General features: G+C 67.2%; 20 protein-coding genes and 3 tRNA genes. 11 read left to right on the top strand and 12 right to left on the bottom strand.

Going from position 1 to position 26,995, the window contains the following annotated elements; genetic code table 11:
- Nucleotides 1-44 precede the first annotated feature (44 nt).
- The 6 genes from ACQCSX_RS07720 to ACQCSX_RS07695 all read right to left on the bottom strand — a co-directional run bounded on the left by ACQCSX_RS07720 (nucleotide 45) and on the right by ACQCSX_RS07695 (nucleotide 4,584).
- Nucleotides 45-1,544 (bottom strand): malate:quinone oxidoreductase, encoded by a 1,500-nt coding sequence (locus ACQCSX_RS07720; RefSeq protein WP_427018422.1) that lies wholly within the window; start codon nucleotides 1,542-1,544, stop codon nucleotides 45-47.
- Nucleotides 1,545-1,639: 95 nt separating this feature from the next.
- The gene (locus tag ACQCSX_RS07715; RefSeq protein ID WP_427018421.1) at nucleotides 1,640-3,319 is read right to left on the bottom strand and encodes an ABC transporter substrate-binding protein; all 1,680 of its coding nucleotides are present in this window, start codon (nucleotides 3,317-3,319) and stop codon (nucleotides 1,640-1,642) included.
- Between the two features lie 208 nt (nucleotides 3,320-3,527).
- Nucleotides 3,528-3,609 (bottom strand) — tRNA-Leu (locus ACQCSX_RS07710).
- A 58-nt stretch (nucleotides 3,610-3,667) separates the two neighbouring features.
- Complete coding sequence (bcp, locus tag ACQCSX_RS07705) at nucleotides 3,668-4,159, bottom strand: thioredoxin-dependent thiol peroxidase (RefSeq protein WP_427018420.1); 492 nt, start codon at nucleotides 4,157-4,159, stop codon at nucleotides 3,668-3,670.
- A gap of 73 nt (nucleotides 4,160-4,232) precedes the next feature.
- Nucleotides 4,233-4,305 (bottom strand) — tRNA-Lys (locus ACQCSX_RS07700).
- A 206-nt stretch (nucleotides 4,306-4,511) separates the two neighbouring features.
- Nucleotides 4,512-4,584, bottom strand: a tRNA-Lys gene (locus ACQCSX_RS07695).
- Nucleotides 4,585-5,042: 458 nt separating this feature from the next.
- Between ACQCSX_RS07695 and ilvD the strand changes: the two genes are divergently transcribed.
- The 7 genes from ilvD to metG all read left to right on the top strand — a co-directional run bounded on the left by ilvD (nucleotide 5,043) and on the right by metG (nucleotide 15,278).
- Nucleotides 5,043-6,782 (top strand): dihydroxy-acid dehydratase, encoded by a 1,740-nt coding sequence (ilvD, locus tag ACQCSX_RS07690; protein WP_427018419.1) that lies wholly within the window; start codon nucleotides 5,043-5,045, stop codon nucleotides 6,780-6,782.
- A 388-nt stretch (nucleotides 6,783-7,170) separates the two neighbouring features.
- Nucleotides 7,171-9,051, top strand: a complete 1,881-nt coding sequence (locus tag ACQCSX_RS07685) for an acetolactate synthase large subunit (protein WP_427018418.1) — start codon at nucleotides 7,171-7,173, stop codon at nucleotides 9,049-9,051.
- Nucleotides 9,052-9,053: 2 nt separating this feature from the next.
- Nucleotides 9,054-9,566 (top strand): acetolactate synthase small subunit, encoded by a 513-nt coding sequence (gene ilvN / locus ACQCSX_RS07680; protein WP_427018417.1) that lies wholly within the window; start codon nucleotides 9,054-9,056, stop codon nucleotides 9,564-9,566.
- Between the two features lie 91 nt (nucleotides 9,567-9,657).
- Nucleotides 9,658-10,680: a ketol-acid reductoisomerase gene (gene ilvC / locus ACQCSX_RS07675; RefSeq protein ID WP_427018416.1), complete on the top strand. Its 1,023-nt coding sequence runs from the start codon at nucleotides 9,658-9,660 to the stop codon at nucleotides 10,678-10,680.
- Between the two features lie 279 nt (nucleotides 10,681-10,959).
- Nucleotides 10,960-12,555, top strand: a complete 1,596-nt coding sequence (gene serA, locus ACQCSX_RS07670; RefSeq protein ID WP_427018415.1) for a phosphoglycerate dehydrogenase — start codon at nucleotides 10,960-10,962, stop codon at nucleotides 12,553-12,555.
- 249 nt (nucleotides 12,556-12,804) lie between these two features.
- Nucleotides 12,805-13,668, top strand: a complete 864-nt coding sequence (locus ACQCSX_RS07665; protein WP_427018414.1) for a CPBP family intramembrane glutamic endopeptidase — start codon at nucleotides 12,805-12,807, stop codon at nucleotides 13,666-13,668.
- A gap of 44 nt (nucleotides 13,669-13,712) precedes the next feature.
- The gene (metG, locus tag ACQCSX_RS07660; RefSeq protein ID WP_427018413.1) at nucleotides 13,713-15,278 is read left to right on the top strand and encodes a methionine--tRNA ligase; all 1,566 of its coding nucleotides are present in this window, start codon (nucleotides 13,713-13,715) and stop codon (nucleotides 15,276-15,278) included.
- Nucleotides 15,279-15,381: 103 nt separating this feature from the next.
- Here metG and ACQCSX_RS07655 read toward each other — a convergent pair whose 3' ends face one another.
- From ACQCSX_RS07655 to ACQCSX_RS07630, 6 genes are all read right to left on the bottom strand, one after another.
- The gene (locus tag ACQCSX_RS07655) at nucleotides 15,382-17,919 is read right to left on the bottom strand and encodes an FtsX-like permease family protein (protein WP_427018412.1); all 2,538 of its coding nucleotides are present in this window, start codon (nucleotides 17,917-17,919) and stop codon (nucleotides 15,382-15,384) included.
- Between the two features lie 2 nt (nucleotides 17,920-17,921).
- Entirely contained in the window at nucleotides 17,922-18,677 is a 756-nt protein-coding gene (locus ACQCSX_RS07650) for an ABC transporter ATP-binding protein (RefSeq protein ID WP_427018411.1), read from the bottom strand.
- A gap of 147 nt (nucleotides 18,678-18,824) precedes the next feature.
- Complete coding sequence (locus tag ACQCSX_RS07645; protein ID WP_427018410.1) at nucleotides 18,825-19,544, bottom strand: response regulator; 720 nt, start codon at nucleotides 19,542-19,544, stop codon at nucleotides 18,825-18,827.
- Between the two features lies 1 nt (nucleotide 19,545).
- Nucleotides 19,546-20,763, bottom strand: a complete 1,218-nt coding sequence (locus ACQCSX_RS07640) for a sensor histidine kinase (protein WP_427019002.1) — start codon at nucleotides 20,761-20,763, stop codon at nucleotides 19,546-19,548.
- 189 nt (nucleotides 20,764-20,952) lie between these two features.
- On the bottom strand, nucleotides 20,953-21,252 hold the full coding sequence (locus ACQCSX_RS07635; protein ID WP_427018409.1) for a hypothetical protein: 300 nt from the start codon (nucleotides 21,250-21,252) through the stop codon (nucleotides 20,953-20,955).
- A gap of 312 nt (nucleotides 21,253-21,564) precedes the next feature.
- Nucleotides 21,565-21,888, bottom strand: coding sequence for a hypothetical protein (locus tag ACQCSX_RS07630; protein ID WP_427018408.1), 324 nt, complete (start codon nucleotides 21,886-21,888; stop codon nucleotides 21,565-21,567).
- Nucleotides 21,889-22,144: 256 nt separating this feature from the next.
- Here ACQCSX_RS07630 and ACQCSX_RS07625 point away from each other — a divergent pair, with 256 nt between their 5' ends.
- The 4 genes from ACQCSX_RS07625 (at nucleotide 22,145) to gltX (ending at nucleotide 26,978) form a co-directional block, all read left to right on the top strand.
- Nucleotides 22,145-23,197 (top strand): 3-isopropylmalate dehydrogenase, encoded by a 1,053-nt coding sequence (locus ACQCSX_RS07625; RefSeq protein ID WP_427018407.1) that lies wholly within the window; start codon nucleotides 22,145-22,147, stop codon nucleotides 23,195-23,197.
- Between the two features lie 103 nt (nucleotides 23,198-23,300).
- Nucleotides 23,301-24,413, top strand: coding sequence for a branched-chain amino acid aminotransferase (locus ACQCSX_RS07620; RefSeq protein ID WP_427018406.1), 1,113 nt, complete (start codon nucleotides 23,301-23,303; stop codon nucleotides 24,411-24,413).
- A 157-nt stretch (nucleotides 24,414-24,570) separates the two neighbouring features.
- Nucleotides 24,571-25,347 (top strand): fumarylacetoacetate hydrolase family protein, encoded by a 777-nt coding sequence (locus tag ACQCSX_RS07615; protein ID WP_427018405.1) that lies wholly within the window; start codon nucleotides 24,571-24,573, stop codon nucleotides 25,345-25,347.
- A gap of 131 nt (nucleotides 25,348-25,478) precedes the next feature.
- Nucleotides 25,479-26,978, top strand: a complete 1,500-nt coding sequence (gene gltX / locus ACQCSX_RS07610) for a glutamate--tRNA ligase (RefSeq protein WP_427018404.1) — start codon at nucleotides 25,479-25,481, stop codon at nucleotides 26,976-26,978.
- Nucleotides 26,979-26,995: the final 17 nt, after the last annotated feature.

The raw sequence follows: 26,995 nt of genomic DNA, 5'->3' as shown, positions 1-26,995 counted from the left end.
GCCTGTCCCGCCATGCTATCCGCCGGCGCGGACTGCGGTGGGCCTTAGACGGTGTCGGTATTCAGGCCCAGAGCCACGGCCGTCTTGGCCAGGGTCTCCGCGGCAAGGTCCGGATTGTCGTTGAGCTTGATGCCGTAGGTGGGCATCATGGTGCGCAGCGAGTCCTGCCATTCCAGCTTGAACTTGCGCGGGAAGCAGCGCTGGAGCAGTTCAAGCATGATCGGCACGGCGGTGGAGGCGCCCGGGGAGGCACCCAGCAGGGCGCCGATGGAGCCGTCCGAGGACGTGATGACCTCGGTGCCGAACTGCAGGACGCCGCCCTTCTTGGTGTCCTTCTTGATGATCTGCACCCGCTGGCCGGCGGTGATCAGTTCCCAGTCGCCGCCGTCGGCCTCGGGGAAGTACTCCTGCAGGGCATCGACCTTGGCGGTGCGGGTCTTCAGAACCTCCGAGACCAGGTACTTCACCAGGCCCAGGTTGTCCTTGCCCACGGCCAGCATGGGGATGATGTTGCCGGGGCGGATGGAGCCGGGAAGGTCCAGGTAGCTGCCGGTCTTGAGGTACTTGGTGGAGAAGCCGCCGTACGGGCCGAACAGCAGCGAGCGCTGGCCGTCCACGTAGCGGGTGTCCAGGTGCGGGACGGACATGGGCGGGGCGCCCACGGAGGCCTGGCCGTAGACCTTGGCGCTGTGCTGCGCCGCGAGCTCCTCGTTGGTGCAGCGGAAGAACTGGCCCGAGACCGGGAAGCCGCCAAAGCCGTTGCCCTGCGGGATGCCCGAGCGCTGGAGCAGGTGCAGGGCGCCGCCACCGCCGCCAATGAAGACAAAGCGGGCCTTGATCCTGCCGTGCTCGCCGGAGGCGAGGTGCTTGAGCGAGACGTCCCAGCGGCCGTCGGCGTCGCGCTGGACATCGGTGACGTCGGTGCCGTAGTTGATCTCGGCGCCGTTCGCGGCCAGGTAGTCCACCAGCTCGCGGGTCAGGGCGCCAAAGTCGACGTCGGTGCCCTCGGCGGCGCGGGTGGCGGCCACCTGCTGGGACTTGTCGCGGCCCTTCATGACCAGCGGCGCCCACCGGGCAATCTGGTCGTGGTCTTCGGAGTACTCCATGGAGGAGAAGAGCGCGTTGGGCTTGAGGGCCTCGAAGCGCGTCTTCAGGAACGCGGTGTGGGCGGCGCCTGTGACGAAGCTCATGTGCGGGACCGTGTGGATGAACTTCTTGGGCGAACCGACCATCGAGTTGGTCACCAGGTGGGACCAGAACTGCCGGGACAGGTGGTACTGCTCGTTGATGCTGATGGCCTTGGCCGGATCGACGGAGCCATCCTTGGCCGCGGGGGAGTAGTTGAGCTCGCAGAGCGCGGCGTGGCCGGTGCCGGCGTTGTTCCACGGGCTGGAGCTTTCCAGGCCCACCTCGTCGAGGCGCTCGAAGAGTGCGATCTTCCAGGTCGGCTCCAGCTGCTTGAGCATGGCACCGAGCGTAGTGCTCATGATGCCGCCTCCGATGAGAACGACGTCGGCGTCTTGGGTGTTCGAAATGAAGGTCACAGTCCATCTCCGGTAGCGGCTTGTCCTAGCGGAAGAAGCGTATCGCGCCCCGGGGAGGAAGCCTAAATCAGGCGACCTGCGTCACAGGGGGTCAACTACCGCTGGTCGGTGAGCGTGATTTTGTTGAAAACCTCGTGCAGCACCGGGCTGACGGGGTAGCTGGACACCCGGGAGGAGAGGGCGACGGCGGAAATCGGGAACGCGATCGGGATGGCCGGGACGGTCTTGGCGATCTGCTCGCTGATGGACTGGTAGGCCTCCGTGCGCTCGGCGCCGTTGGGCAGCGAGCGGGCGCGGATGATCTTGGACACCAGCTGGGGATCATTGAGGCCAAGCTCGGTGTTGGGGGTGCCAAAAAGCGTGCCGACGAAGTTGTCGGGATCCGCGTAGAGCCCGTTCACGCCCATCAGGTCCAGCGCATGGTCCGGGCTGCCGGCGGCCTTGCCCACGTAGTCGTCGGCCCAGTCCACGGGCACCGGCACAATGGTGAAGCCGACGGCGGTGAGCTGGCGGGCGATCTCCGCGTACACCTTTTCCGGCGTCGGCAGATAGGCGCGCGTGGCATTGGTGGGGTAGTAGAACTTCAGCGGCTCGCCCTTGTAGGAGGACTCGGCCAGCAGCTTCTTGGCCTTGTCGGGGTCGAACGCGTACTTCGTGACGGACTTGTTGAAACCGCTCAGTTTCGGGGGGATGAACTGCGCGGCGGCACCGGTGCCATCGATGAAGAAGTCATGGATCAGGGTGTCCTTGTCGATGGCCATGGCCATCGCCTGGCGGACCTTTTCATCGGCCAGCACCGGAATGCTCTGGTTGATGCCCAAATACATGACGGAGAAGGGATCGCGCTGGAGGATCTGGGTGCCGTTCTTGACCAGCTCGTCGAAGTTGCCCGGCGTGACCGGGTCGAAGCCGTCGATGCTGCCGTCCTTCAGGGCCAGCAGGCGGTTCTCGGGCTGGTCGTAGGTGATGAAATTCAGCACCGAAATCTGGCCTTTGTCGCCCCAATAACCGGGGTTCGCGGTCAGGGTGATCCGGCCGTCCTTCCACGAACCAAAGGTGAAGGGCCCGGTGCCCACCGGGTGCAGCCCATAGGCGGAGACCTTGCGGCCGCCCACCTGGTCCTTGAGGTTGTTGGCGTCCAGCGCGGCCAGGGCCTTGGGCGAGGAGATGGCAAAGGCCGGCTGCGTCATCGCCTGCAGGAAACCGGTCAGCCGCAGCCCCAGCTCGATCTTCACATGAGCCGGATCCACCGCCGTGCACTTCTTGTAGATCGAGTGCTCGGGGTCCTCGGAGAACGCGCCAAAGAGCTGCTTGAAGGTCACGGCACCGGAGTCCCCGCGGGTGGCCGGCGGCAGGGTGTACCAGCGCTCGAAGTTAGTGCAGACGGCGCCCGCGTCCAGCGGCGTGCCGTCCTGGAAGAGCACCTTGTCCCGCAGGGCGAAGGTGTAGGACAGGCCATCGTTGCCTTCGCTCCAGCTGGTGGCCAGGCTGGGGGCGGGATCGCCGGTGGTGGGATCCACCGTGACCAGCCCCTCCAGGACCTGCTGGGTGACACGGTAGGACTCGGCGTCCTTGACCAGCGCCGGATCGAGCCCGGCCGGCTCGGCCCCCGTGCCAAAGTTGAACACGGCGGACGGGGCGGCGGTGGCGGTGCTGGTGCTGGCCGCCGGACTCGGATCGGCGGTGGAGGTGCAGGCCGCCAAGGGGGCAATGAGCGCCAGCGCAGCCAGTCCCGCAATCGCTCGTCGAGCCGCCACACCACGCACTACAGACACCACTCCCTTGAAACCGGGGTGGACGATCAATCCACCAACCGCCCATTCTAGGCCACGCCCATGGACGCACGCTGGAGGTCCGCCGGTGGCTTCGGACACTTGGCGCGGGCTCCGGAAGGTGCGTCGAAGGCCTGCAGGCATGGGAAAGGCCCCTGTTGCCAGGGGCCTTTCCCATGCCTGCAGCCCAATGGGGTTGGCAGGCAATGTGTGCGCAAGACGGGACTTGAACCCGCACACCCGAAGGTACAGGAACCTAAATCCTGCGTGTCTGCCAATTTCACCACTCGCGCGCGGACCGCACCGCTGCCTTGCGGCAGGTGCTGGCCGTCATCCATTCTACCCGCGGTGCTACGCTGCGGCGGACACCGCTGAGTCGATCTTCAGGTCCCGGCGGAGCTTGGCCACGTGGCCCTTGGCGCGCACGTTGTACTGTGCCACCGCCACGGTGCCGTCGGCGTCCACCACCACGGTGGAGCGGATCAGGCCGGTGTAGGTCTTGCCGTAGTTCTTCTTCTCGCCCCAGGCGCCGTAGGCCTCGGCCACCGCGTGGTCCTCGTCCGAGAGCAGCGGAAAGGTCAGCTCTTCCTTGCCAGCGAACTTGGCCAGCTTGGCCACGGGGTCGGGGGAGATGCCCAGCACCTCGTAGCCGGCGCCCTGGAGTGCGGCCAGGCTGTCGCGGAAATCGCACGCCTGGTTGGTGCAACCGGGCGTGGACGCTGCGGGGTAGAAGTACACCACCACCTTGCGGCCGGCATAGTCGGAGAGGCTGTGCAGCGCTCCGGTGGAATCTGCCAGCGTGAAGGCGGGGGCGGTGCCGCCGGCGGTCAGGTGCGCGGACATGAAAGCTCCTAATGTTTGCAACGTGAAAAAAGACCCCCGATTCGCCGGAGCGAATCGGGGGTCTTTGCCTCTGTGCACCCCCCGGGACTTGAACCCGGAACCCATTGATTAAGAGTCAATTGCTCTGCCAATTGAGCTAGGAGTGCTTGGCGCATCTAAAACTATACACGATGTTTTGGGTTGCGTGTGCACCTGCCCATCCGCGCCGGCGGGATGCGCCAGGATCCGCGGTTTGGCGGGGAAGGGTCTCCCCGCACCCCCGTGCTTTTTATGGGCTCCGCACTATTAATAGGGCAAAAAGAAAACCGCCACACCACGGCTTTGCGGCCAGTGGTGGAGCGGTTCTTTGCAGTGCACCCCCCGGGACTTGAACCCGGAACCCATTGATTAAGAGTCAATTGCTCTGCCAATTGAGCTAGGAGTGCTTGGCATGTTTTGTGGCAACTTCCCGGTTTGTTTCCCCGTTCCGTACCCCGCAACGACATGAAACTATACATGGATTTGGGGCGCGTGTGAAATCGGGGCCCGAACCGGAGGTGTACAGGGGGTTTCAGCCTAGGTGCACGGACCCAAAAATCCCGGAAACGTGCGGATCCCGGCCCTTGGACGGCCCCACGGGAAAATCTGTTCCGGGGTTCCACGGAGCCTTTTTGGGCCGGATCGGCAGCGAAGAGAGATGCAGTTCACAGCCACGGGCCGATGGGCTGGCCAGTGGCTGTGGCGCCGGGTGCGCCGGTGGTTCCAGGTCCCGGGGGAGGGGGCCGGGCAGGCCGGGCCGCCATGCTGGCGCGCGCATGCGTAATAGGCGGTGAATCTGCCCGCAAAGTGATCCAAGATGCCCCAAGGATGGTTAGCCCTCCGGCGGCGGTCATAGACTCATCCCATGAGTGTGGAAACAAATTCAAATACGCCCAAGGTATTCACCGCCGACGGCAAGCCAGATATCAAGCCGCGCAGCCGTGCGGTCACCGACGGCATTCATGCCGCCCCCGCGCGCGGCATGTTCCGCGCCGTCGGCATGGGTGACGACGATTTCGCCAAGCCGCAGATTGGTGTGGCCAGTTCCTGGAACGAGATCACCCCCTGCAACCTGTCCCTGAACCGGTTGGCCCAGGGCGCCAAGGAAGGCGTCCACGCCGGTGGCGGTTTCCCGATGCAGTTCGGCACCATCTCCGTCTCCGACGGCATTTCCATGGGCCACGAGGGCATGCACTTCTCGCTGGTCTCCCGCGAGGTCATCGCCGACTCCGTGGAGACGGTCATGATGGCCGAGCGCATTGACGGGTCCGTGCTGCTGGCCGGTTGCGACAAGTCGCTGCCCGGCATGCTGATGGCCGCCGCCCGCCTGGACCTGGCCAGCGTGTTCCTGTATGCCGGCTCGATCATGCCCGGCTGGGTCAAGCTGGAGGATGGCTCCGAAAAGGAAGTCACCCTGATCGACGCCTTCGAGGCCGTCGGCGCCTGCGCGGCCGGCAAGATGAGCCGTGGCGACCTGGACCGCATCGAGCGCGCCATCTGCCCCGGCGAGGGTGCCTGCGGCGGCATGTACACCGCCAACACCATGGCCTGCATCGGCGAGGCCCTGGGCATGTCCCTGCCCGGCTCCGCCGCGCCGCCGAGCGCGGACCGCCGTCGTGACGACTTTGCCCGCAAGTCCGGCGAGGCAGTGGTCAACCTGCTGCGCCTGGGCATCACCGCCCGCGACATCATGACCAAGAAGGCCTTCGAGAACGCCATCGCCGTCACCATGGCCTTCGGTGGTTCCACCAATGCCGTGCTGCACCTGCTGGCCATTGCCCGCGAGGCCAACGTCGACCTGACGCTGGCGGACTTCAACCGCATCGGCGACAAGATCCCGCACCTGGGTGACCTGAAGCCGTTCGGCCGCTACGTCATGACCGATGTGGACAAGATCGGCGGCGTGCCCGTCATCATGAAGGCCCTGCTCGACGCCGGCCTGCTGCACGGGGACTGCCTCACCGTCACCGGCAAGACCGTGGCGGAGAACCTCGCCTCGATCAACCCGCCGGACCTTGACGGCAAGATCCTGCGCGCCATGGACAACCCGATCCACAAGACCGGCGGCATCACCATCCTGCACGGCACGATGGCTCCGGAAGGCGCCGTCGTGAAGTCCGCCGGCTTCGATGCCGATGTCTTTGAGGGCACCGCCCGCGTCTTCGACCGCGAGCAGGGTGCGCTGGCGGCACTGGACAACGGCCAGATCAAGGCCGGCGACGTCGTCGTCATCCGCTACGAGGGCCCCAAGGGTGGCCCGGGCATGCGCGAGATGCTCGCCATCACCGGCGCCATCAAGGGTGCCGGCCTGGGCAAGGATGTCCTGCTGCTGACGGACGGCCGCTTCTCCGGCGGCACCACCGGCCTGTGCATCGGCCACGTGGCTCCGGAAGCCGCCGACGGCGGCCCGATCGCGTTCGTCCAGGATGGCGACAAGATCCGCGTGGACATCGCCGGCCGCAGCTTCGACCTGCTGGTGGACGAGGCCGAGCTCGAGGCCCGCAAGGTGGGCTGGAAGCCGCTGCCGGCCAAGTTCACCACCGGTGTGCTGGCCAAGTACGCCAAGCTGGTCAACAGCGCCTCCACGGGCGCCTACTGCGGCTAGCAGCCGTCCGCGCCGATTGAGCGTGCCGAGGCCCCTTTGGCCCCGGCACGCTCAACCGGCATGACCACCTAGTGGACGCTCGTGTCCAATATGTGAGACGCTGGCTGCACTGTTTGACACTGCGGAGACCTAAAAGGAAAACTACAGATATGCAACTGAAACTCGTAGTCGTCATTAGCTAGCGCGTGACGTAAAGTAATCCACAAGATTACGTCTCTCCGGCACAAACCGGGTCGAACTACGATCACGTGCGAACCCCTCCACGAGCCTCACAGGCTGAGGGGTTTTTTTGTTTCCACCACCAGCGGCAACTCAAGACCACATGAACCATGAACGACGCCCTGACTATCTCTATACGTGAACCTGAGTTCCACTAAGGAAGAATCCGATGAGTAAAGGATCGCCCGCCAGCCCCTCGCTGCTGGCAGCAAAGTCTCCCGGCCATGCCGGCGCAGCCCCCACAGGCAATATCGCCGCGCTTCCCGCCTCCTCCGTCATGGGTCCCAACAATGTTGTTGCCCCCATCCAGATGACCGGCTCCGAGGCCATCGTCCGCTCGCTTGAAGAGCTCGGCGTCAAGGACATCTTCGGCCTGCCCGGTGGCGCGATCCTTCCCACCTACGACCCGCTGATGGCCTCCAGCCTGAACCACATCCTGGTCCGCCACGAGCAGGGTGCCGGCCACGCCGCCCAGGGCTACGCCATGGTCACCGGCCAGGTGGGCGTCTGCATCGCCACCTCCGGCCCCGGTGCCACCAACCTGGTCACCCCGATCATGGACGCCCACATGGACTCCGTGCCCCTGGTGGCCATCACCGGCCAGGTCTCCAGCGGTGTCATCGGCACCGACGCCTTCCAAGAGGCGGACATCGTGGGCATCACGCTGCCCATCACCAAGCACTCCTTCCTGGTGACCAACCCGAACGACATCCCGCGGATCATGGCCGAGGCCTTCCACCTGGCTTCGACCGGGCGCCCCGGCCCCGTCCTGGTGGACGTGGCCAAGGATGCCCAGCAGGGCCAGATGACCTTCTCTTGGCCGCCCACCATCGACCTGCCCGGCTACCGCCCGGTGTTCCGCGGCCACTCCAAGCAGCTGCGTGAGGCCGCCCGGCTGATCGCCGCGGCCAAGAAGCCCGTGCTCTACGTGGGCGGCGGCGTCGTCAAGGCCCACGCCTCCAAGGAGCTGCTGGCCCTCGCCGAGCTGACCGGGGCCCCCGTGGCCACCACGCTGATGGCCCGCGGCGCCTTCCCGGACTCGCACCCGCAACACGTGGGCATGCCCGGCATGCACGGAACGGTCTCCGCCGTCACGGCACTGCAGCAGGCGGACCTGCTCATCACGCTCGGCGCGCGCTTCGATGACCGCGTCACCGGTGTGCTGTCCACCTTTGCCCCGCACGCGAAGATCATCCACGCGGACATCGACCCGGCGGAGATCTCCAAGAACCGCATCGCGGACGTGCCGATTGTTGGCTCGGTCAAGGAGATCATCCCGGACCTCACCGCCGCCGTGAAGGCCGAGTTCGAGGCCAAGGGCACCCCGGATCTGGGCGACTGGTGGGCGTTCCTGAACAACCTCAAGGAAACCTACCCGCTGGGCTGGACCGAACCCGAAGACGGCCTGATGTCCCCGCAGCGCGTCATCTCCCGGATCGGTGCCCTGACCGGCCCCGAGGGCGTGTACGTGGCGGGTGTGGGCCAGCACCAGATGTGGGCCGCCCAGTTCGTGAAGTATGAGCGCCCCCACGCCTGGCTGAACTCCGGCGGCGCCGGCACCATGGGCTACTCCGTCCCGGCTGCCATGGGCGCCAAGGTGGGCAACCCGGACCGCGTGGTCTGGGCCATCGACGGCGACGGCTGCTTCCAGATGACCAACCAGGAACTGGCCACCTGCGCCTTGAACAACATTCCGATCAAGGTTGCCATCATCAACAACTCCTCCCTGGGCATGGTCCGCCAGTGGCAGACCCTCTTCTACGAGGGCCGCTACTCCAACACGGACCTGAACACCGGCCACGACACCGTCCGCATCCCGGACTTCGTCAAGATGGCCGACGCCTATGGTTGCGTCGGCCTGCGCTGTGAGCGCACCGAGGACATCGACGCCACCATTGAGGCCGCCCTGGCCATCAACGACCGTCCCGTGGTGATCGACTTTGTGGTCAGCCCCGACTCCATGGTGTGGCCGATGGTGCCCGCCGGAGTGAGCAATGACCAGATCCAGGTTGCCCGCAACATGACCCCTGTGTGGGAAGAGGAGGACTAGAGATGACCCGGCATACACTTTCCGTTCTGGTTGAAGACAAGCCCGGTGTGCTGACCCGTGTGGCCAGCCTCTTTGCCCGCCGTGCCTTCAACATCAATTCTTTGGCAGTTGGCCCCACCGAGGTCCCCGGGATTTCCCGGATGACTGTGGTGGTCGACGCCGAGGGCGACCTGATCGAACAGGTCACCAAACAGCTCAACAAGTTGATCAATGTGATCAAGATTGTTGAACTGGTCTCAGACAATTCCGTGCAACGGGACCACATCCTGGTCAAGGTCCGTGCGGACGCCGCAACAAGGCTGCAGGTCACCCAAGCCGCAGACCTGTTCCGCGCTTCGGTTGTCGACGTGTCCACCGACTCGTTGACCATTGAAGCCACCGGCCACCCGGAGAAGCTCGCAGCACTGCTCAACGTGCTGGAGCCGTTCGGCGTCCGTGAGATTGTGCAATCCGGCACCTTGGCCATTGGACGGGGATCCCGTTCCATGAGCGACCGGGCACTTCGCGCTTCCTAAGCGCTTTCCCGTTTTCCCGCTGCCTGTGCAGTGGGTGGGAAAACTAAATGCAAAAACTTAGCAGTACAAACCATTTAATGAGGAGTTACAAGTGACCGACATGTTTTACGACGACGATGCAGACCTGTCCATCATCCAGGGTCGCAAGGTCGCCGTTATCGGCTACGGCAGCCAGGGCCACGCCCACGCGCTGAACCTGCGCGATTCCGGCGTCGACGTCCGCGTCGGCCTGAAGGAAGGCTCCAAGTCCATCGCCAAGGCCGAGGCAGAGGGCCTGCGTGTTCTCAGCGTTGCCGAAGCAACGGCAGAAGCCGACCTGATCATGATCCTGACCCCGGACCAGGTCCAGCGCTTTGTCTACGCAGAGGACATCGCCCCGAACCTCTCCGCCGGCAACGCCCTGTTCTTCGGCCACGGCTTCAACATCCGCTTCGGCTACATCACCCCGCCGGCCGACGTCGACGTCGCCCTGGTTGCCCCGAAGGCTCCGGGCCACACCGTGCGCCGCGAGTTCGAGGCAGGCCGCGGCATTCCGGACCTGATCGCCGTGGAGCAGGACTTCACCGGTGGCGCCAAGGAACTGGCACTGTCCTACGCCAAGGCCATCGGCGGCACCCGTGCCGGCGTCATCGAGACCACCTTCACCGAAGAGACCGAGACCGACCTCTTCGGCGAGCAGGCAGTCCTCTGCGGCGGCGCCTCCCAGCTGGTCCAGTACGGCTTCGAGACCCTGACCGAGGCCGGCTACAAGCCGGAAATCGCCTACTTCGAGGTCCTGCACGAGCTCAAGCTGATCGTCGACCTGATGTGGGAGGGCGGCATTGCCAAGCAGCGCTGGAGCGTTTCCGACACCGCAGAGTACGGCGACTACGTCTCGGGCCCGCGCGTGATCACCCCGGAGGTCAAGGAGAACATGAAGGCCGTTCTGGCCGACATCCAGAGCGGTGCCTTCGCCAAGCGTTTCATCGACGACCAGGATGCCGGCGCGCCGGAGTTCCTGGCGCTGCGCGCCAAGGGCGAGGCCCACCCGATCGAGGCCACCGGCCGCGAACTGCGCAGCCTCTTCTCCTGGAAGACCACTGACGACTACACCGAAGGCTCCGTCGCCCGCTAATTGCGAGCACTGACGGCGATTGTCGGAGGGTGGCTGCGCGCCCGCTCTGAGGTTGGGCCGATGGCCCACCCGGGAGCGGCTTCGGGCGTCCGCGAAGCGGGCGGGGTGGGCATCGGCCCAGCCGAAGGGCGCGCAGCCACCCGGCACCCGAGGCCAATCGCCGTCGTCCTTTGTTACGGCGGGGAAGCCGGACTCCACTAGGCTGGAGTCCGGCTTTTCTGTCGAAAACCATTCACCAAAATCCCCACCAGAATTAAACGAGAGCTAAAGAGGTCACCGGTGACAACCGCCAAGCCAGTTGTACTCCTTGCAGAGGAACTTTCGCCCGCCACGATCGAGGCTCTCGGCCCCGATTTTGAAATCCGCAACTGCGACGGGGCGGACCGATCCGAGCTGCTCTCCGCAATCGTGGACGTCGACGCCATCCTGGTGCGCTCCGCCACCCAGGTCGACGCCGAGGCCATTGCCGCCGCCAAGAACCTGAAGGTCATTGCCCGCGCGGGCGTTGGCCTGGACAACGTGGACATCAAGGCCGCCACCCAGGCCGGTGTCATGGTCGTCAACGCACCGACCTCCAACATCGTCTCCGCCGCCGAGCTCACCATCGGCCACATCCTCTCCCTGGCCCGCCACATCCCGGCCGCCAGCACCGCGCTCAAGCACGGTGAGTGGAAGCGCTCCAAGTACACCGGCACCGAGCTGCTGGAAAAGAAGCTCGGCATCATCGGCCTGGGCCGCATCGGCGCGCTGATCGCCGCCCGTGCCCAGGGCTTCGACATGGAGATCCTGGCGTACGACCCCTACGTAACATCCGCGCGCGCAGCGCAATTGGGCGTGAAGTTGGTCACCCTGGACGAGCTGCTGGAGCAGAGCGACTTCATCACCATCCACATGCCCAAGACCCCCGAGACGGTCGGCATGATCGGCGCTGAGGCCTTCAAGAAGATGAAGTCCACCGCCTATGTCATCAACGTCGCCCGTGGCGGCCTGGTGGACGAAGAGGCGCTGCACACCGCGCTGACCACCGGCGAGATCGCCGGCGCCGGCATTGACGTGTTCGTCAAGGAGCCGGCCAAGGATGTGCCGTTCCTGTCCTTGGACAACGTCGTCGTCACCCCGCACCTGGGCGCCTCCACCGACGAGGCCCAGGAAAAGGCCGGCGTCTCCGTGGCCAAGTCCGTGCGTCTGGCCCTGGCCGGCGAACTGGTGCCCGACGCCGTCAACGTTGCCGGCGGCGTCATCGCCCCCGACGTGCGCCCCGGCATCCCGCTGATCGAGAAGCTGGGCCGGATCTTCACCGCGCTTACCCACGACTCCGTCACCCAGATCGACGTCGAGGTGGCCGGCGAGATTGCCGCCCTGGACGTCAAGGCCCTGGAGCTCTCCGCCCTGAAGGGTGTCTTCAAAGACATCGTTTCCGAGCAGGTTTCCTACGTCAACGCCCCCATCCTGGCCGAGCAGCGCGGCATCAACACCCGCCTGATCAAGACCACCGAGTCCGCCGAGTACCGCAACGTGCTCACCGTCCGCGGCGCGCTCTCGGACGGCTCGACGGTTTCCGTCTCCGGCACCCTGACCGGTCCGAAGCAGATCCAGAAGATTGTTGCCGTCAACGGCTACGACCTCGAGATCCCGGTGAGCGACCACCTGCTGGTCATCTCCTACGCCGACCGTCCGGGCGTCATCGGTACGCTGGGCCGCATCCTGGGCGAGAACGGCATCAACATCGCCGGCATGCAGGTGGCCCGCAACACGGTGGGCGGCCAGGCCCTGTCACTGCTGACCGTCGACAGCTCCGTGCCGCAGGAGGTGCTGGACGCCATCAAGACCGAGATCGGCGCCACAATGGCCCGCGAGGTCGACCTGGAGGACTGAACCCCTCCGCAGTAGAACGACGACGACGGCCCCTTCGCGGGTGCCGTCGTCGTCGTCGTTTAACCTCCCGGGGTTTCGCCGGTCGAGCGGGGACCGAGACCTCCGGCCTCGCTGGTCGGGCTTGCCGAGACCCGGCCGTCCCACCGGGTTTCGGCTCCCGTTCGCCAGCCACCCCTCCGCGGGCGCTGGGGGCGTAGCCTGTTCCTGAGAAGCAAGTTGGTGATTTTAGGCCTGGTTAGAGGGCTCACCATGAGCGTTGAGCGAAACATTCCGCCTCCTGGCACCCCGGACCCGGGGGGTTCCGGCCCGCCCGCTGCGGGCAGCCGCCGCGCCCGGATCACGGCCCATCCGGTGATGGCCCTTTTGATCCCCTTGATCTCACTGACCTGGCTGGCCCAATGCCTGGCCATCTGGCTGCTGGGCGACATTACACCCGGACTCATCGTTGAACTGGTCCTCCTGCTGGGCCTCTCGGTGCTGGTGACGGCGGCGGCCAACGGCCGTGCGGGCATCAAACGCCTTTTCGGCGGTGTGGTGCGCTGGCGGGTTGGTGCCGGTTGGTATGTGGTGGCCCTCGTGGCCGTGCCCGCCCTGACCCTTCTTGCCGCCGCGGTGACGGGAACGCTCCGGGAACCCGGCCAGGGGTGGGCTGCCGCGGTGGGGCTCTACCTCGTGCAGGCTGTGGTCATCGGCGCACTCCTGGGGAACGTGTGGGAGGAATTGGCGTGGGCGGGGGTGGTGCAGCGCCGTTTGATGGAACGCAGGGGTGTGCTCACCGGTTCGCTGCTGACCGCCATTCCGTTCGCCCTGATCCACTTGCCGCAGGCCTTCGCCGACCGGGGTTTTGCCGCCACACCCTGGACCAGCGTGGCCATCTCCTGGGGGATCCTGTTCGGCTTTGCCCTCGTCCTGCGGTACCTGATGGGCATGGTGTACAGCGAAACGGGCGGCAGCATCCTCATTCTGGGCCTCCTGCATGGGTCCATGAATGCCTCCGGCCGCCTTGATCCCGTTGACGGCGGATGGCAGTACATTCCGGCACTGGTGGTCCTGATGGTGGTGGTTGCGGTGTACCGTGCCGCCCGGTCCAGGGCAGCCGCCGTCGTCGTTTAACCGACAAATGAGCTTTTGCGCCGCGGACGGGGTAATTTCTTAAGGTGACATCTTCTGACGCAGGCAAGACGCCTTTCTACATCACCACGGCCATCACCTACCCCAACGGCGTACCGCACATCGGGCACGCCTACGAGTACATTGCCACCGACGCAATGGCCCGCTTCAAGCGGCTGGACGGCCATGACGTGATGTTCTTGACCGGCACGGACGAGCACGGCATGAAAATTGCCCACACGGCCGAGAAGGAGGGCATCACGCCCAAGGAGCTGGTGGACCGCAACGTGCTGGCCTACAAGGCCGCGCACAAGGCCCTGGACATCTCCTACGACCGCTTCATCCGCACCACCGACGCCGACCACTACGCCGCGTCGAAGGCCATCTGGGCCAAGATGGAAGCCGCCGGAGACATCTACCTGGGCAAGTACGAGGGCTGGTACTCGGTCCGCGACGAGGCCTTCTACGGCGAGGACGAGACCGAGGAGCGCGCGGATGGCAAGCGCTACTCAAAGGTCACCGACACCGAGCTGACCTGGACGGAGGAGGAGAGCTACTTCTTCCGCCTCTCCAACTACCAGGACAAGCTGCTGGCGCTCTACGAGGAGCGCCCGGAGTTTGGCGCCCCGCGCAGCCGCTTCAACGAGGTCATCAGCTTCGTCAAGGGCGGCCTGGAGGACCTGTCCATCTCGCGCACCACCTTCGACTGGGGCGTCCCGGTGCCCGGCGATGACAAGCACGTCATGTACGTCTGGGTGGACGCGCTGACCAACTACCTCACCGGCATCGGCTACCCCGACACCGAGTCCGCGACCTTCAAGAAGTTCTGGCCGGCCGACGTCCACGTCATCGGCAAGGACATCTCGCGCTTCCACGCCGTCTACTGGCCCGCCTTCCTGATGTCCGCCGGGCTCGAGCTGCCCAAGCGCGTGATGATCCACGGCTTCCTGCAGAACAACGGCGTGAAGATGTCCAAGTCGTTGGGCAATGTCGTGGCCCCGGCCGAGTGGGTGGCCCAGTACGGCCTGGACCAGGTGCGCTTCTTCCTGCTGCGCGAGGTCCCCTTCGGTGCCGACGGCTCCTACAACCACGACGCCGTCGTCGGCCGGATGAACGCCGACCTCGCCAACAACCTCGGCAACCTGGCCCAGCGGTCGCTGTCCATGGTGGCGAAGAACTGCGGCGCCGCTGTGCCGGCACCGGGCGAGTTCACGGTGGCCGACAAGACCATCCTTGAGGCCGCCGGTGCGCTGCTGGAGCTCTCCCGCGCCGCCTACGAGAAGCAGGACTTCCACCGCTCGCTGGAGCAGATCTGGACGGTGCTGGGCGACACCAACGCCTACTTTGCCGAGCAGGCCCCCTGGGTGCTCCGCAAGACGGACGTGGCCCGGATGGAGACGGTGCTGTACGTGACCCTGGAGGTGCTGCGCATGGTGTCCCTGCTGGTCCAGCCCGTGATGCCCGGTGCCGCCGGCCAGCTGCTGGATGTGCTGGGCCAGGAGCACGACGGCGCCCGCGAGTTCGCCGCGTTCGGCACCCCGCTGGTCCCCGGAACGGCGCTTCCCGCCCCGACGCCGATCTTCCCCAAGTACGAGGAGCCCGTCCAGGCGTAGGCCCTTCGCGCCGCCGGATTCTGCGCCCGCTTCCGGGTTCTGCCACCGCTGTGCAGCGGTGGCAGAACACGGAAACGGTGGCAGTTTCCGGTGCGTACCCCGGCTACTCCGCGGCGAGGCCGGCCACGGGGGAGAGGCGTGCGGCACGGTGCGCCGGCACCACCGAGGCCAGCAGGCCGGCGGCCGCGGCGACGCCGATGACCAGCCCCACCTGGCCCCACGGGATGGTGGCCGTGACGATGGTGAAGGATCCCAGTGCGGACTGCGCGCCCAGCCAGCCGTAGACCACCCCCAGGGCGGAGCCGATGGTGGCCGCGACGGCGGCAATGAGCACCGCCTCCAGGGCCAGCATGCCGCGCAGCTGGCCGCGGGTCAGGCCCAATGCGCGCAGCAGCGAGTTCTCCCGGGTGCGCTCTAGCACGGAGAGCGAAAGCGTGTTCGCCACACCGATCAGGGCGATCAGCACCGCGATGGCCAGCAGTCCCGTCACCACCAGAAGCAGCACGTCGATGACCTGGTTGAACATGGCCTTTTCCACGGCGCCGCCCTGCACCTGGTATTCCTCCACGCCCAGGGCGGAGGCAATCTGCTGGCGCAGGCCCAGCAGCGTGTCCTGGCTGATGCCGGGGTCCACCGCCACCCAGAGCGCCGAGGTGCCGGCCATCCGACCGGCCACTGAATCCATCCCGCCGGCCTCCGGCGCCCCGGACTGCAGTGCGCCGGCCTGCGGTGCGGGCAGGGCAGGCAGCGTGTCCAGCGACACCAGAGCGGGGAACGATGAACTGGTGGCGATGGCCACGGGCAGCGGTGTCTGCACGGCACCGGCGGCGACCGACAGCGAGGTGTCCTTGGTTCCCTTGCGCATCACGAGGGTGCCGGGGGCGGGCCGGTTCGCGGCATTCACCAGCACGGCCCGGGCATCGGCGCCGGTGATGCCGTAGACGGGTTCGGTGGCTCCCCTGGATTCCACGGAGCCCACCACCGGCAGCTGGGCCACGGCGCTCACACCGGCCAGCGACCGGACCTTGTCGAGCTGCGCGGCCGTGAAGGGCACCTGCGCCCCCTCGACAGCCACGTCCACCGGATATCGGCCGTCAAGGGAGTTGTCGAAGGCGGTGCGCGCGGTGGCAGCCCCGGTCATCATCATCGTCACCAAGGTGACGCCGATCAGCAGGGCCGACGCCGTGGCGGTGGTGCGGCCGGGGTTGCGGACGGCGTTGACGGCGGCGAGCCTGCCGGGGACGCCGGCAGGTGCGGCCAGCTTGCCCGCCGCGGCCACCAGCCGGGGGATGAACAGGCTGGCCGCCATCAACAGCCCCACGAAGGACAAGGCACCCGAGGGGAGGGCAATGAGCAGTTGGGAAGTCAGTCCGCCAACCACCAGCCCCGCGCCGCCCAGGAGCAGCAACACCACACCCACCACGAGGCGGACCCGGCCGCGGGAGTTGGCCAGCGAGGCGTCTTCCTGCGGGCGCAGGGCGGCCAGCGGGGCGACGGCGGTGGCCGCCCGCGCGGGCGCCAGAGCGGAGAGCACCGTCAGCGCAATGCCCACCAGCAGACCGGTGATGATGGCCGACGGCGGTACATCCAGGGTGGCAAAGGCGTAGTCGGGATTTTGGGCCAGCCCGGCAACCAGGAGGGACATCCCGCCCGCGGCCAGTGCCACACCCGCGGCGGAGGCGATGGCGCCGACCACCAGGGCCTCGAGGAGGACGGAGCGGTGGATCTGCGCCCGGCTGGCGCCCACGCAGCGCAGCAGCGCCAGTTCGCGCGTGCGCTGGGCCACCAGCACGGAGAAGGTGTTGGAGACCACCAGGGCGGAGACCAGCAGCGCAATGGCCGCGAAGGCCAGCAGCACCATGGTCAGCGCATTGGAGCCGCCGGTGAAGCTGGCCACCAGCGCCTTGGTCTGCTCATCGGCCGTCAGCACCGATGCCGTGGCGGCTCCCGCGCCGGTGAGCGCCGTGGAAATGGCAGACCGGGTGGCGCCGGCATCCGCGCCGGGGGCGAGCGCCACGGTGATGCGCCTGTAGCTGGTGGGGCTGCCGGCCAGTTGGGCCACGGTGGCGGCCGGGGCCAGCAGCTGGGACTGGCTGGACATCAGGGGATCGTTGGTGGGGGCCAGCAGCCCGGTGATGGTGGCGGGGACTCCGGGGGCCTGTCCGGTGCCGGGAGCCGAAAGTGAGCGCAGGGTGATGGCATCGCCCAGCGCGAGCTGGTTGCGGGTGGCCGTGGCGGCGTCGACGGCCACCTCACCGGCGGCCGCGGGCCACACTCCAGAGACCAGCTTTGCCGTTTCCAGCTCCATGGCGGCCGGCAGGTTGCTGACCACGCCCGACACGACGGCGGTGCCGGTGGATGCCTGGACGTACGCCAGCTGCTGGGCATAGGAGGCCCGCACGCCCGCGGCGGAGGCAACGGCGTCGGCCGCCTTCGCATCCAGCGGGGTGCCATCTGTGGAGGAGACCACCAGGTCCGCGGTGCCGAAGGATTGGCCGATGCTGGCCTTCAGCGACGCCTGGGTGGAGGCGTTTACGGTCAGGGTGGCGGTGAGGAAGGCGACGGCCAGGATGACAGCCAGGGAGATGGCGATGAACCGCCGGGAATGGGTCTTGAGCTGCCCCAGGGCTACGGCAAGCACGGCTATGCCCCCAGCGTGGCGAGGGCGGCCATCACGGACTCGGCGGTGGGGTTCGCCAGCTCGCCCACCAGCTCGCCGTCGCTCATCAACACCACGCGGTCGGCGTAGGCGGCGGCCACGGGATCGTGGGTGACCATGATGATGCTCTGGCCCATTTCGCGGCTGCTGCGCCGGAGCATGCCCAGCACCTCGGCGCCGGCGCGCGAGTCCAGGTTGCCGGTGGGCTCGTCGCCGAAGACCACCTGCGGGCGGGTCAGCAGGGCCCGGGCCACGGCCACGCGCTGCTGCTGGCCGCCGGAGAGCTCGTGCGGCTTGTGCGCCAGGCGCTCGGTGAGGCCCAGCGTGGTGGTGATGAACGTGAACCATTCCTTGTCCACGGTGCCGCCGGCGAGCGCCACCGGCAGCGTGATGTTGTCCTCGGCGGTCAGGGTGGGGACGAGGTTGAAGGCCTGGAAGACAAAGCCGATCCGGTCGCGGCGCAGCTGGGTCAGGAGTTTGTCGCTGAGCCCGGTCAGCTCGGTGCCGCCCAGGTGGATGGTGCCCGAGGTGGCGGTGTCCAGCCCGGCGAGGCAGTGCATCAGCGTGGACTTGCCCGAGCCCGAGGGACCCATGATGGCGGTGAACTTGCCGGCCGGAAAGGAGATGTCGATGCCCTTCAGGGCGGCGACGGCCGTTTCCCCGCGGCCGTACGTCTTGGACAGTCCCCGCGCCGTGACGGCGAAGTGCGTTGTCTGGATTTGTTCGGTGGAGGTGATCATGGGTCCACGCTATGTCCCTGCCCCGGGGGAGCGGATCGGCCCAGGGATGGATTCGGCGGCGCGGACGACGGCGGTCCCTCCTCCCGTGGGTGGAGGAACCCATGCTCCTTCCGGGGTGCTTATCCCGGGACGCTTATCCCGGGACGCTTATCCCGGGGAGACCTCGCCCGTCTCATAGGCGATGACCACGATCTGCACCCTGTCGCGGGCGCCAAGCTTGGCCAGGATGTGCCCCACATGGGTCTTCACCGTGGCCTCGGAGACAAAGAGCTGCGCGGCGATCTCCGGGTTGGACAGCCCCTGGGCAATCAGGCCGAAGACCTCGCGCTCGCGGGCGGTCAGGCTCGCCACCGCAGCGGAATGGGCGTCCCGGGCCGGGCTGGGGGCGCTGAGCAGCGGCGCCACATGGTCCAGCAGGCGCCGGGTGGTGGAGGGGGCGATGACGGCGTCGCCGCGGTGCACCGTGCGGATGGCCTCCAGCAGCTCCTCGGGCGGGGCGTCCTTGAGCAGGAAGCCGCTGGCCCCGGCCTGGATGGCGGAGAGCGCATATTCGTCCAGGTCAAAGGTCGTCAGCACCACTATCTTCAGCTCCGCCAGCCACGATCCCGGCACGGCGGCGCGGGTGCGCTCCATCAGCCGGCGGGTGGTCTCGATGCCGTCCATGCCGGGCATGCGCACGTCCATCAGCACCACGTCGGCGGCGGTGGCGGCCAGCCCGGCGAGCGCCTCGTGGCCATTGCCGGCCTGCAGCACCACGTCCAGGTCGCTCTGGCTGTTGATGAGCATGCTGAAGCCGTGGCGGACCAGCTGCTGGTCATCCACCAGCGCCACCCGGATCGGCGGGGCGGTGTCGGGGGAGAGGTTCATGTCAGGCTTCCGTGTAGGGGATGAAGGCCGCGACGGCGAACCCGCCGCCGGGGCGCGGTTTGGCGCTCAGTTGTCCATCGTAGAGCTTGACCCGCTCGGCCATGCCGAGCAGTCCGTTGCCGCTGCCGGGGACCCTCGGGGCGGGATGCTGGGCGGCGAGCGGGCCGGTGTCCTGCAGGGGGTGGGCGGCGGCGCCGCGGCCGTCGTCCTCCACCCTGATGTTGAGCCCGCGGGACTGCCACTGAAGCGACACGGTGGCGGCGGCGTTCGGGCCGGCGTGCTTGACCACGTTGGTCAGCCCCTCCTGGACCACCCGGTAGACGGTGAGCTCGGCGCCGGGCGGCAGCCGCCGTCGTGCCGTCCCCACCACCGCATACTGGACCGGCAGGCCCAGCGCGCGGATGCTGAGCAGCAGCTGTTCGACGTCGGCCAGGCCAGGCAGCGGGCGGGTGGTGGCCTCATCGGCGCCGCGGAGCACACCCAGCAGCCGGCGCATCTCCTGCAGGGAGCCGCGGCCGGTGTCGGCAATGGTCTTGAGCGTGGTGATGGCCACCTGCGGATCCGCCGCGGCGGCATAGCGCGCACCGTCGGCCTGCGTGATGATCACCGAGAGCGAGTGCGCCACGATGTCGTGCATTTCCCGGGCAATGTGCGCGCGCTCGTCCGAGGCGGCCAGTTCGCGCTCCTGCGTCTGCTCGATCTCCAGCCGGTTGGCCCGCTCCTCAAGCGCCTGCTCGCGCAGCCGCCGGGTCCGGGTGAGGTCGCCCAGCGTCCACGAGAAGAGCACCAGCACCCACACCATCACCACCAGCAGGGCCGAGAACGGCAGATTGGCCACGGGTGAAATGGACAGGTCTATGTAGTAGCGGGTCACCAACAGGACGCCGCCCAGCAGGGCCAGCACCAGCCCGCCGATGCTGGCCCAGCGCGGGCCGTAGGCGGCCAGTGCGTAGACAATCAGCACGACGGCGGCGTTGGCCGGCATCGGCTGGATCCCGCTGGCCCACTGGAAAAGCGCGACGGCGGCGATCACCATACCGGCCGCGGCGGGGCGGGTGCGCCGCCAGGCCAGCGGCACCACCAGCAGGGTGCCGACGGCGCCCATCTGCACGTTCCCGCCCACGAGCGCGAGCCCGCAGAAGAGCAGCCACAGCGCGGCCATGCCGGCCAAGTCGACGGCAAAGCGGTGCGTGCGGAACCATTCATAGAGGGAGTGCATGACCATTGGAATCACTCTATGCGGCGGCCGCTGCCCGCGGAATCGGCCCGTGGGTGGAGATCAAGGGCCCGGTCCAGCCATGGCGCAGCTCCCGTGGCCTTGGGACGTTGAAGCCCGCGGGAGCTGCGCCACAGATTCAATGCTGCGGGTTCCGGTGCCGCAGTTTCTGCGCCGTTCTACGGATTCGTCCTACCGGCCCGTCCAGCCATGGGCCCGGAGCGCTTGGATGAACTGCTGCACCACCCAGGCGTCGCCGAAGCGCATGTCCGCGGCGTAGATCTTCACCTGCCGCCAGCCCAGGTCGGCGGTCAACCGGTCCCGGGTCTTGTCTTCGGCCTGCTTCGCGGGTGTCAGGTGGTGGCTGCCCTCGTATTCAGCGCACACCTTGAACGCCGGGCAGCCCAGATCGACCCACAGCTGCGCGATGCCGTGCTCGTCCTCCAGGCCGTAGTCCGGGATAAACACCGGCAGGCCTGCACGCGCCAGCATCAGGCGGAGCTTGGTTTCGGGCGGCGAATCCACGTCCGGCCGCACCAGGCCCAGCGCCGTGACGGGCCCGCCGCAACCCCGGAACGCCCTTTCGCGCCGAAACGTACGCGGCCAGGTCGGCCAGCGGCACCCGCGCCGGAATGGCCGGGCCGAAACTGCGGTGGTGCTCGCACACCAGATGGTCGCCCGCAGCCACCAGGTCGTCCAGGGAGATGATTTGGGCGAGGTCCGTGAATGTCCGGGCCAGGGAGGTGAGGGCGACGCCGTCGAGCTCCACCACCTCCTCCGGTCCAAGGACTGCGTGGTGGCCCTTCACCCGCGCCGGCGGCTGATGGTCCGGCCGGCGGGACGGGTCAGATGGAGAAACGGTTCACTGCTGTGCCGCAGCGGCAGCGGAATCCGGTGCAGGGCCGCTGCCGTGGTGTGGCTGGCGGCGGCATCGGGCAACAGTTTTAGGTATGGGCGCACCCGGTCGAGCAGCGGCTGTGGGACGCGGCGGGGAACCCTGATTTCCCGGCTGGGGATGTAGAGGTCGGAGGCCCGTGCGCGGCTGTCCGTGACGCCCAGGGCACGTGCCGCCCGGAGCGTGAACGAGCCATTCGGCAGGCCATCGGGAAGCGGGGCGGGCTTGAACATCTTGCCATGGTGCGCCGCACCCGGGTCCGGAATCCGGTTATCCACAGGCCGGAAGGGGGTGGCTTCGTGATGTCGCAAACCATGGCGCAGTTCCCGTGGCCTTGGGGGCGTGTCTTGGGGGCGCCAAGGCCACGGGAACTGCGCCATGGATGGAGCCAGCCGCGCGACGCCGCGGATTTCGTCCCCACAGATTTGCCGTGTCCGCATTTTGAGACGGTTTGCCCATCATGTGGATGCCTTGGCTACGCTGGATGGCATGAGCGCATCGATTGATATTGCCGTAATTCCGGGGGATGGCATTGGCCCCGAGGTCATCGCCGAGGCCGTCAAGGTCCTGGAAAAGGTCACTGCAGCGGACGGCGTCCAGCTCTCCCTCACCGAGTACCCGCTCGGTGCCGAGCACTGGCTGGCCACGGGGGAGACCTTGCCGGAGACCACGCTGGATGCCCTGCGCGGCCACGACGCCATCCTCTTTGGTGCGGTTGGCGCCGCCCCCGGGGACACCAGCATCCCCTCCGGGCTGATCGAACGCGAGATGCTGCTCAAGCTGCGCTTCAGCCTGGACCACTATGTAAACCTGCGCCCGTCGCGGCTGTACGACGGCGTGGCCAGCCCCCTGGCCAACCCCGGCACCATCGACTTCGTGGTGGTCCGCGAAGGCACCGAGGGCCCGTACGTCGGCAACGGCGGCGTGCTGCGCAAGGGCACTCCGCACGAGATTGCCACCGAGGTCTCCGTCAACACCGCCTTCGGCGTCGAGCGCGTGGTCCGCGACGGATTCCGCCGCGCCAGCGAGCGCCCGCGCAAGAAGCTCACCTACGTGCACAAACACAACGTGCTGGTCCACGCCGGCCACCTGTGGAAGCGCACAGTGGAGGCCGTGGCCGCCGAGTTCCCCGACGTTGCCGTGGACTACCTGCATGTGGACGCCGCGATGATCTTCCTGGTCACGGACCCGGCCCGCTTCGACGTCATCGTCACCGACAACCTGTTCGGCGACATCATCACCGACCTGGCCGCCGCCGTCACCGGTGGCATCGGCCTGGCCGCCTCGGGCAACATCAACATGGACCGCACCGCGCCGTCCATGTTCGAACCCGTCCACGGCTCCGCGCCGGACATTGCCGGCCAGCAGAAGGCGGATCCGACGGCGGCCATCCTCTCGGCCGCGCTGCTGCTGGACCACCTGGGCTACGCGGAGGCGGCGGCGAAGATCGACGCCGCCGTGGTGGCCGACATCGCCACCCGCGCCGGCGCCGGGGCCCGCAGCACCAGCCAAATCGGCGACGCCATCGCCGCAGCGCTCTAGCCACCTGCGGCCGGCCCCCAAACCGGCCGCTGGGCAGGAGTACGCTGGTCCTATTAGAGTGAGTGACCTGTAACTGAGGCAGGCACAACGATGTGGAGGAACCATGACCCAGAGCGTGAGTGAGCTGGCGTTCGCACAGCAGCTTTCCACCAACCCCAAGACCGACGCCCAGCGCGCCGCCATCCTGGCCAACCCCGGATTCGGTGACCACTTCACCGACCACACGGCCGTGGTGGACTATGTGGTTGACGCTCAGGGAAACGGCGGTTGGCAGAACGCCCGCATTGAGCCGTACGGTCCGATCTCCCTGGATCCGGCGGCCAGCGTGCTGCACTACGGCCAGGAGATCTTCGAGGGGCTCAAGGCCTACCGCCACGCGGACGGCTCGGTCTGGACGTTCCGCCCCGAGGCCAATGCGGCGCGCCTGAACAAGTCCGCCACCCGCCTGGCCCTGCCCAACCTCCCCGAGCAGGTGTTCCTGGACGCGGTCAAGGGCCTGGTGCAGGTGGACGCCAACTGGGTGCCCTCCGGCGACGGCGAGAGCCTGTACCTGCGTCCGTTCATGATCGCCACGGAGGCGTTCCTGGGTGTGCGTGCGGCCCGCGAGGTCTCCTTCCGCGTCATCGCCTCCCCGGCGGGCAACTACTTCGGCGGCGAGCTTAAGCCCGTCTCCATCTGGATCTCCCACGAGTACGCCCGCGCGGGCCGTGGCGGCACGGGCTCGGCCAAGTGCGGCGGCAACTACGCCGCGTCCCTGGTCCCGCAGCTCGAGGCCGAGGCCAACGGCTGCAAGCAGGTGCTCTTCCTGGACCCGTTCAACGACAACGCCGTCGAAGAGCTCGGCGGCATGAACGTGTTCTTCGTCTTCAAGAACGGCACCGTGGCCACCCCCGCGCTCAGCGGCACCATCCTGGAGGGGGTCACGCGCTCCTCGATCATCCAACTGGCGAAGGACCGCGGCCTGACCGTGGAGGAACGCAAGATCACCCTGGACGAGTGGCGCGAGGGCATTGCCTCCGGCGACATCACGGAGGTCTTCGCCTGCGGCACCGCAGCGGTGATCACCCCGATCGGCATGCTCAAGGACGCCAACGAGCAGATCGGCTCCACCGACGCCAAGCCCGGCGAAATCACCATGAGCATCCGCGAGCAGCTGCTGGGCATCCAGACCGGCACCGTCGAGGACACCCACGGCTGGCTGACCCGCCTGGTCTAACCCCCGCACCATCAACTGCCCCGCACTTAACGCATGCTTGGACGCCCAAGCATGCGTTAAGTGCGGGGCAGTTTGCATTGGCCCGGCAACGCCCTGAGCACGTAAAACAGGTTCTTGCGTTGAAGCCTGCAGTGGCATTCCCGATAGAGTGTGACCCATGCGTATTGCCCGGTTTGTAGCTGATTCTGATCCCATGTACGGCGTCGTAGAGGGGGAGTCCGGTAGTGAGGTCATCACTGTCATCAAGGGTGACCCCTTCTTCCATGGCGTGGAACGTACCTCCATCAAGTTCAACCTCGCGGATGTGCGCCTGGTGGCGCCGATCATCCCGCGCAGCAAGGTCATCGGCATCGGCCGCAACTTTGCCGACCACGCCAGCGAACTGGGCAACGAGGTGCCCGAGTCGCTGCTGATGTTCCTCAAGCCCAACACCTCCGTGATCGGCCCGGGCGAGCCCATTGTGCTGCCCGAGTTCTCCGAGGAGGTCTCCTACGAGGCCGAGCTCTGCGTGGTCATCGGCCGCATCTGCAAGGACGTCCCCGAGGACCGCGTCCACGAGGTCATCTTCGGCTACACCTGCGGAAACGACCTCACCGCCCGCGACATACAGGATAAGGACCAGCAGTGGGCCCGCGCCAAGGGCTTCGACACCGCTGCGCCGCTGGGCCCGTGGATTGAGACGGACCTTGACCCCGAGGACCTCTCCATCAAGGGCTGGCTCAATGGTGAACTGCGCCAGGACGGCAGCACCAACCAGATGGTCCGCAGCATCCCGGAGCTGGTCTCCCTCGTCTCGCGTGCGTTCACCCTGCTGCCCGGCGACGTCATCATGACGGGCACCCCGGCCGGCGTGGACCTGCTCTCCGACGGCGACAGGTACGAGGTCGAGATCGAGGGCATCGGTCGCCTGTCCAACCCCGTGGTGCGCCGCTAGCGCAGAGATTCCACGGAAGCCCAGGCGGGCGGCCACTGACAACTTCGGTTGGATGTGGCCGCCCGTTTCCGTTTCCCGGCCGTCGTTTGATGCCGTATTCCGTGCGTCGGGTGGCTAAACTTGAAACCATCATGACTACTGCTGCCGCACTCCCCACTGTCACCGACGAGACGCCCGTCCGCGTCCGTTTCTGCCCCTCGCCCACCGGAACCCCGCATGTCGGGTTGATCCGCACCGCGCTGTTCAACTGGGCCTACGCCCGGCACACGGGTGGAAAGCTGGTGTTCCGCATCGAGGACACCGACGCCGCCCGCGACAGCGAGGAGAGCTACCACCAGCTGCTGGAGGCCCTGAAGTGGCTCGACCTTGACTGGGACGAGGGCGTGGAGGTGGGCGGTCCGCATGAGCCGTACCGCCAGTCCCAGCGCGGGGACATCTACCAGGGCGTCATCGCCAAGCTGGTGGAGGGTGGATTTGCCTACGAGTCCTACTCCTCGCCCGAAGAGGTTGAGGCGCGCCACAAGGCCGCAGACCGCGACGTCAAGCTCGGCTACGACAACTTCGACCGGAACCTGACTGCTGAGCAGATCGCCGCGTTCAAGGCCGAGGGCCGCCAGCCGGCGCTGCGGCTGCGGATGCCGGACGAGGACATCACCTTCACCGACCTGGTTCGGGGCGAGATCACCTTCAAGGCAGGATCAGTCCCGGACTACGCCATCGTCCGCCCCAACGGTGCCCCGCTGTACACGCTGGTCAACCCCGTGGACGACGCCCTGATGGGCATCACCCACGTGCTCCGCGGCGAGGACCTGCTCAGCTCCACCCCGCGCCAGGTGGCCCTGTACCAGGCGCTGATCGCCGTGGGCGTGGCCGAGTACATGCCGCTGTTTGGCCACCTGCCGTACGTGATGGGCCACGGCAACAAGAAGCTCTCCAAGCGGGACCCCGAGTCCAACCTGTTCCTGCACCGCGAGCACGGCTTCATCCCCGAGGGCCTGCTGAACTACCTGTCCCTGCTGGGCTGGTCGCTCTCCGCGGACCAGGACATCTTCACCCGCGACGAGCTCGTGGCGGCCTTCGATGTCCACAACGTGCTGGGCAACCCGGCCCGCTTCGACGTCAAGAAGGCCGAGGCCATCAACGGCACGCACGTGCGCCTGCTGGAGGCCACCGACTTCCGCAACCGCCTGGTGCCCTACCTGCAGGCCGCCGGCGTGCTGCCCGAGCAGCCCACGGACCGCCAGGAGCAGATCCTCACCGAGGCGGCCCCGCTGGTCCAGGAGCGCATCACGCTGCTGGGCGAGGCACCGGAGATGCTCAGCTTCCTGTTCAAGGCCGACGACGCCGTGGACGTGGCGGACGACGCCCGCAAGGGTCTGCCCGAGAACCTCACCGAGGTCCTGGACGCCGCCCTGGCGGCGCTGGAACCCGTGCAGGAGTGGACGGCGGAGAACCTCCAGGCTGCGCTGAAGCAGGCTCTGGTGGAGGATCTGGGGATCAAGCCGCGGCTGGCCTTTGGTCCGGTCCGCACGGCCATCTCCGGCCGCCGCATCTCCCCGCCGTTGTTCGAGTCCATGGTGATCCTGGGCAAGGATTCCTCGCTGACCCGGCTGAAGACCTTCCGCGGCTAATCCCCAAACGCTCCCCA

The sequence above is a fragment of the Pseudarthrobacter sp. P1 genome (genome assembly GCF_050156935.1).
In the GTDB taxonomy this organism is placed as follows: domain Bacteria; phylum Actinomycetota; class Actinomycetes; order Actinomycetales; family Micrococcaceae; genus Specibacter.
This window is presented reverse-complemented; position numbering and strand designations above follow the sequence as displayed.

Excerpts from the sequence above, each read along its gene's own strand:
- ACQCSX_RS07650 (WP_427018411.1), bottom strand. The coding sequence starts at position 18,677 with ATGATCACCTCCACCGAACAAATCCAGACAACGCACTTCGCCGTCACG.
- ACQCSX_RS07625 (WP_427018407.1), top strand. The coding sequence starts at position 22,145 with ATGAGCGCATCGATTGATATTGCCGTAATTCCGGGGGATGGCATTGGC.
- ilvN (WP_427018417.1), top strand. The coding sequence starts at position 9,054 with ATGACCCGGCATACACTTTCCGTTCTGGTTGAAGACAAGCCCGGTGTG.
- ilvD (WP_427018419.1), top strand. The coding sequence starts at position 5,043 with ATGAGTGTGGAAACAAATTCAAATACGCCCAAGGTATTCACCGCCGAC.
- ACQCSX_RS07645 (WP_427018410.1), bottom strand. The coding sequence starts at position 19,544 with ATGAACCTCTCCCCCGACACCGCCCCGCCGATCCGGGTGGCGCTGGTG.
- ACQCSX_RS07630 (WP_427018408.1), bottom strand. The coding sequence starts at position 21,888 with ATGTTCAAGCCCGCCCCGCTTCCCGATGGCCTGCCGAATGGCTCGTTC.
- bcp (WP_427018420.1), bottom strand. The coding sequence starts at position 4,159 with ATGTCCGCGCACCTGACCGCCGGCGGCACCGCCCCCGCCTTCACGCTG.
- ACQCSX_RS07665 (WP_427018414.1), top strand. The coding sequence starts at position 12,805 with ATGAGCGTTGAGCGAAACATTCCGCCTCCTGGCACCCCGGACCCGGGG.
- ACQCSX_RS07685 (WP_427018418.1), top strand. The coding sequence starts at position 7,171 with ATGAGTAAAGGATCGCCCGCCAGCCCCTCGCTGCTGGCAGCAAAGTCT.
- ACQCSX_RS07615 (WP_427018405.1), top strand. The coding sequence starts at position 24,571 with ATGCGTATTGCCCGGTTTGTAGCTGATTCTGATCCCATGTACGGCGTC.
- ACQCSX_RS07640 (WP_427019002.1), bottom strand. The coding sequence starts at position 20,763 with ATGCACTCCCTCTATGAATGGTTCCGCACGCACCGCTTTGCCGTCGAC.
- ACQCSX_RS07635 (WP_427018409.1), bottom strand. The coding sequence starts at position 21,252 with ATGCTGGCGCGTGCAGGCCTGCCGGTGTTTATCCCGGACTACGGCCTG.
- ACQCSX_RS07620 (WP_427018406.1), top strand. The coding sequence starts at position 23,301 with ATGACCCAGAGCGTGAGTGAGCTGGCGTTCGCACAGCAGCTTTCCACC.
- gltX (WP_427018404.1), top strand. The coding sequence starts at position 25,479 with ATGACTACTGCTGCCGCACTCCCCACTGTCACCGACGAGACGCCCGTC.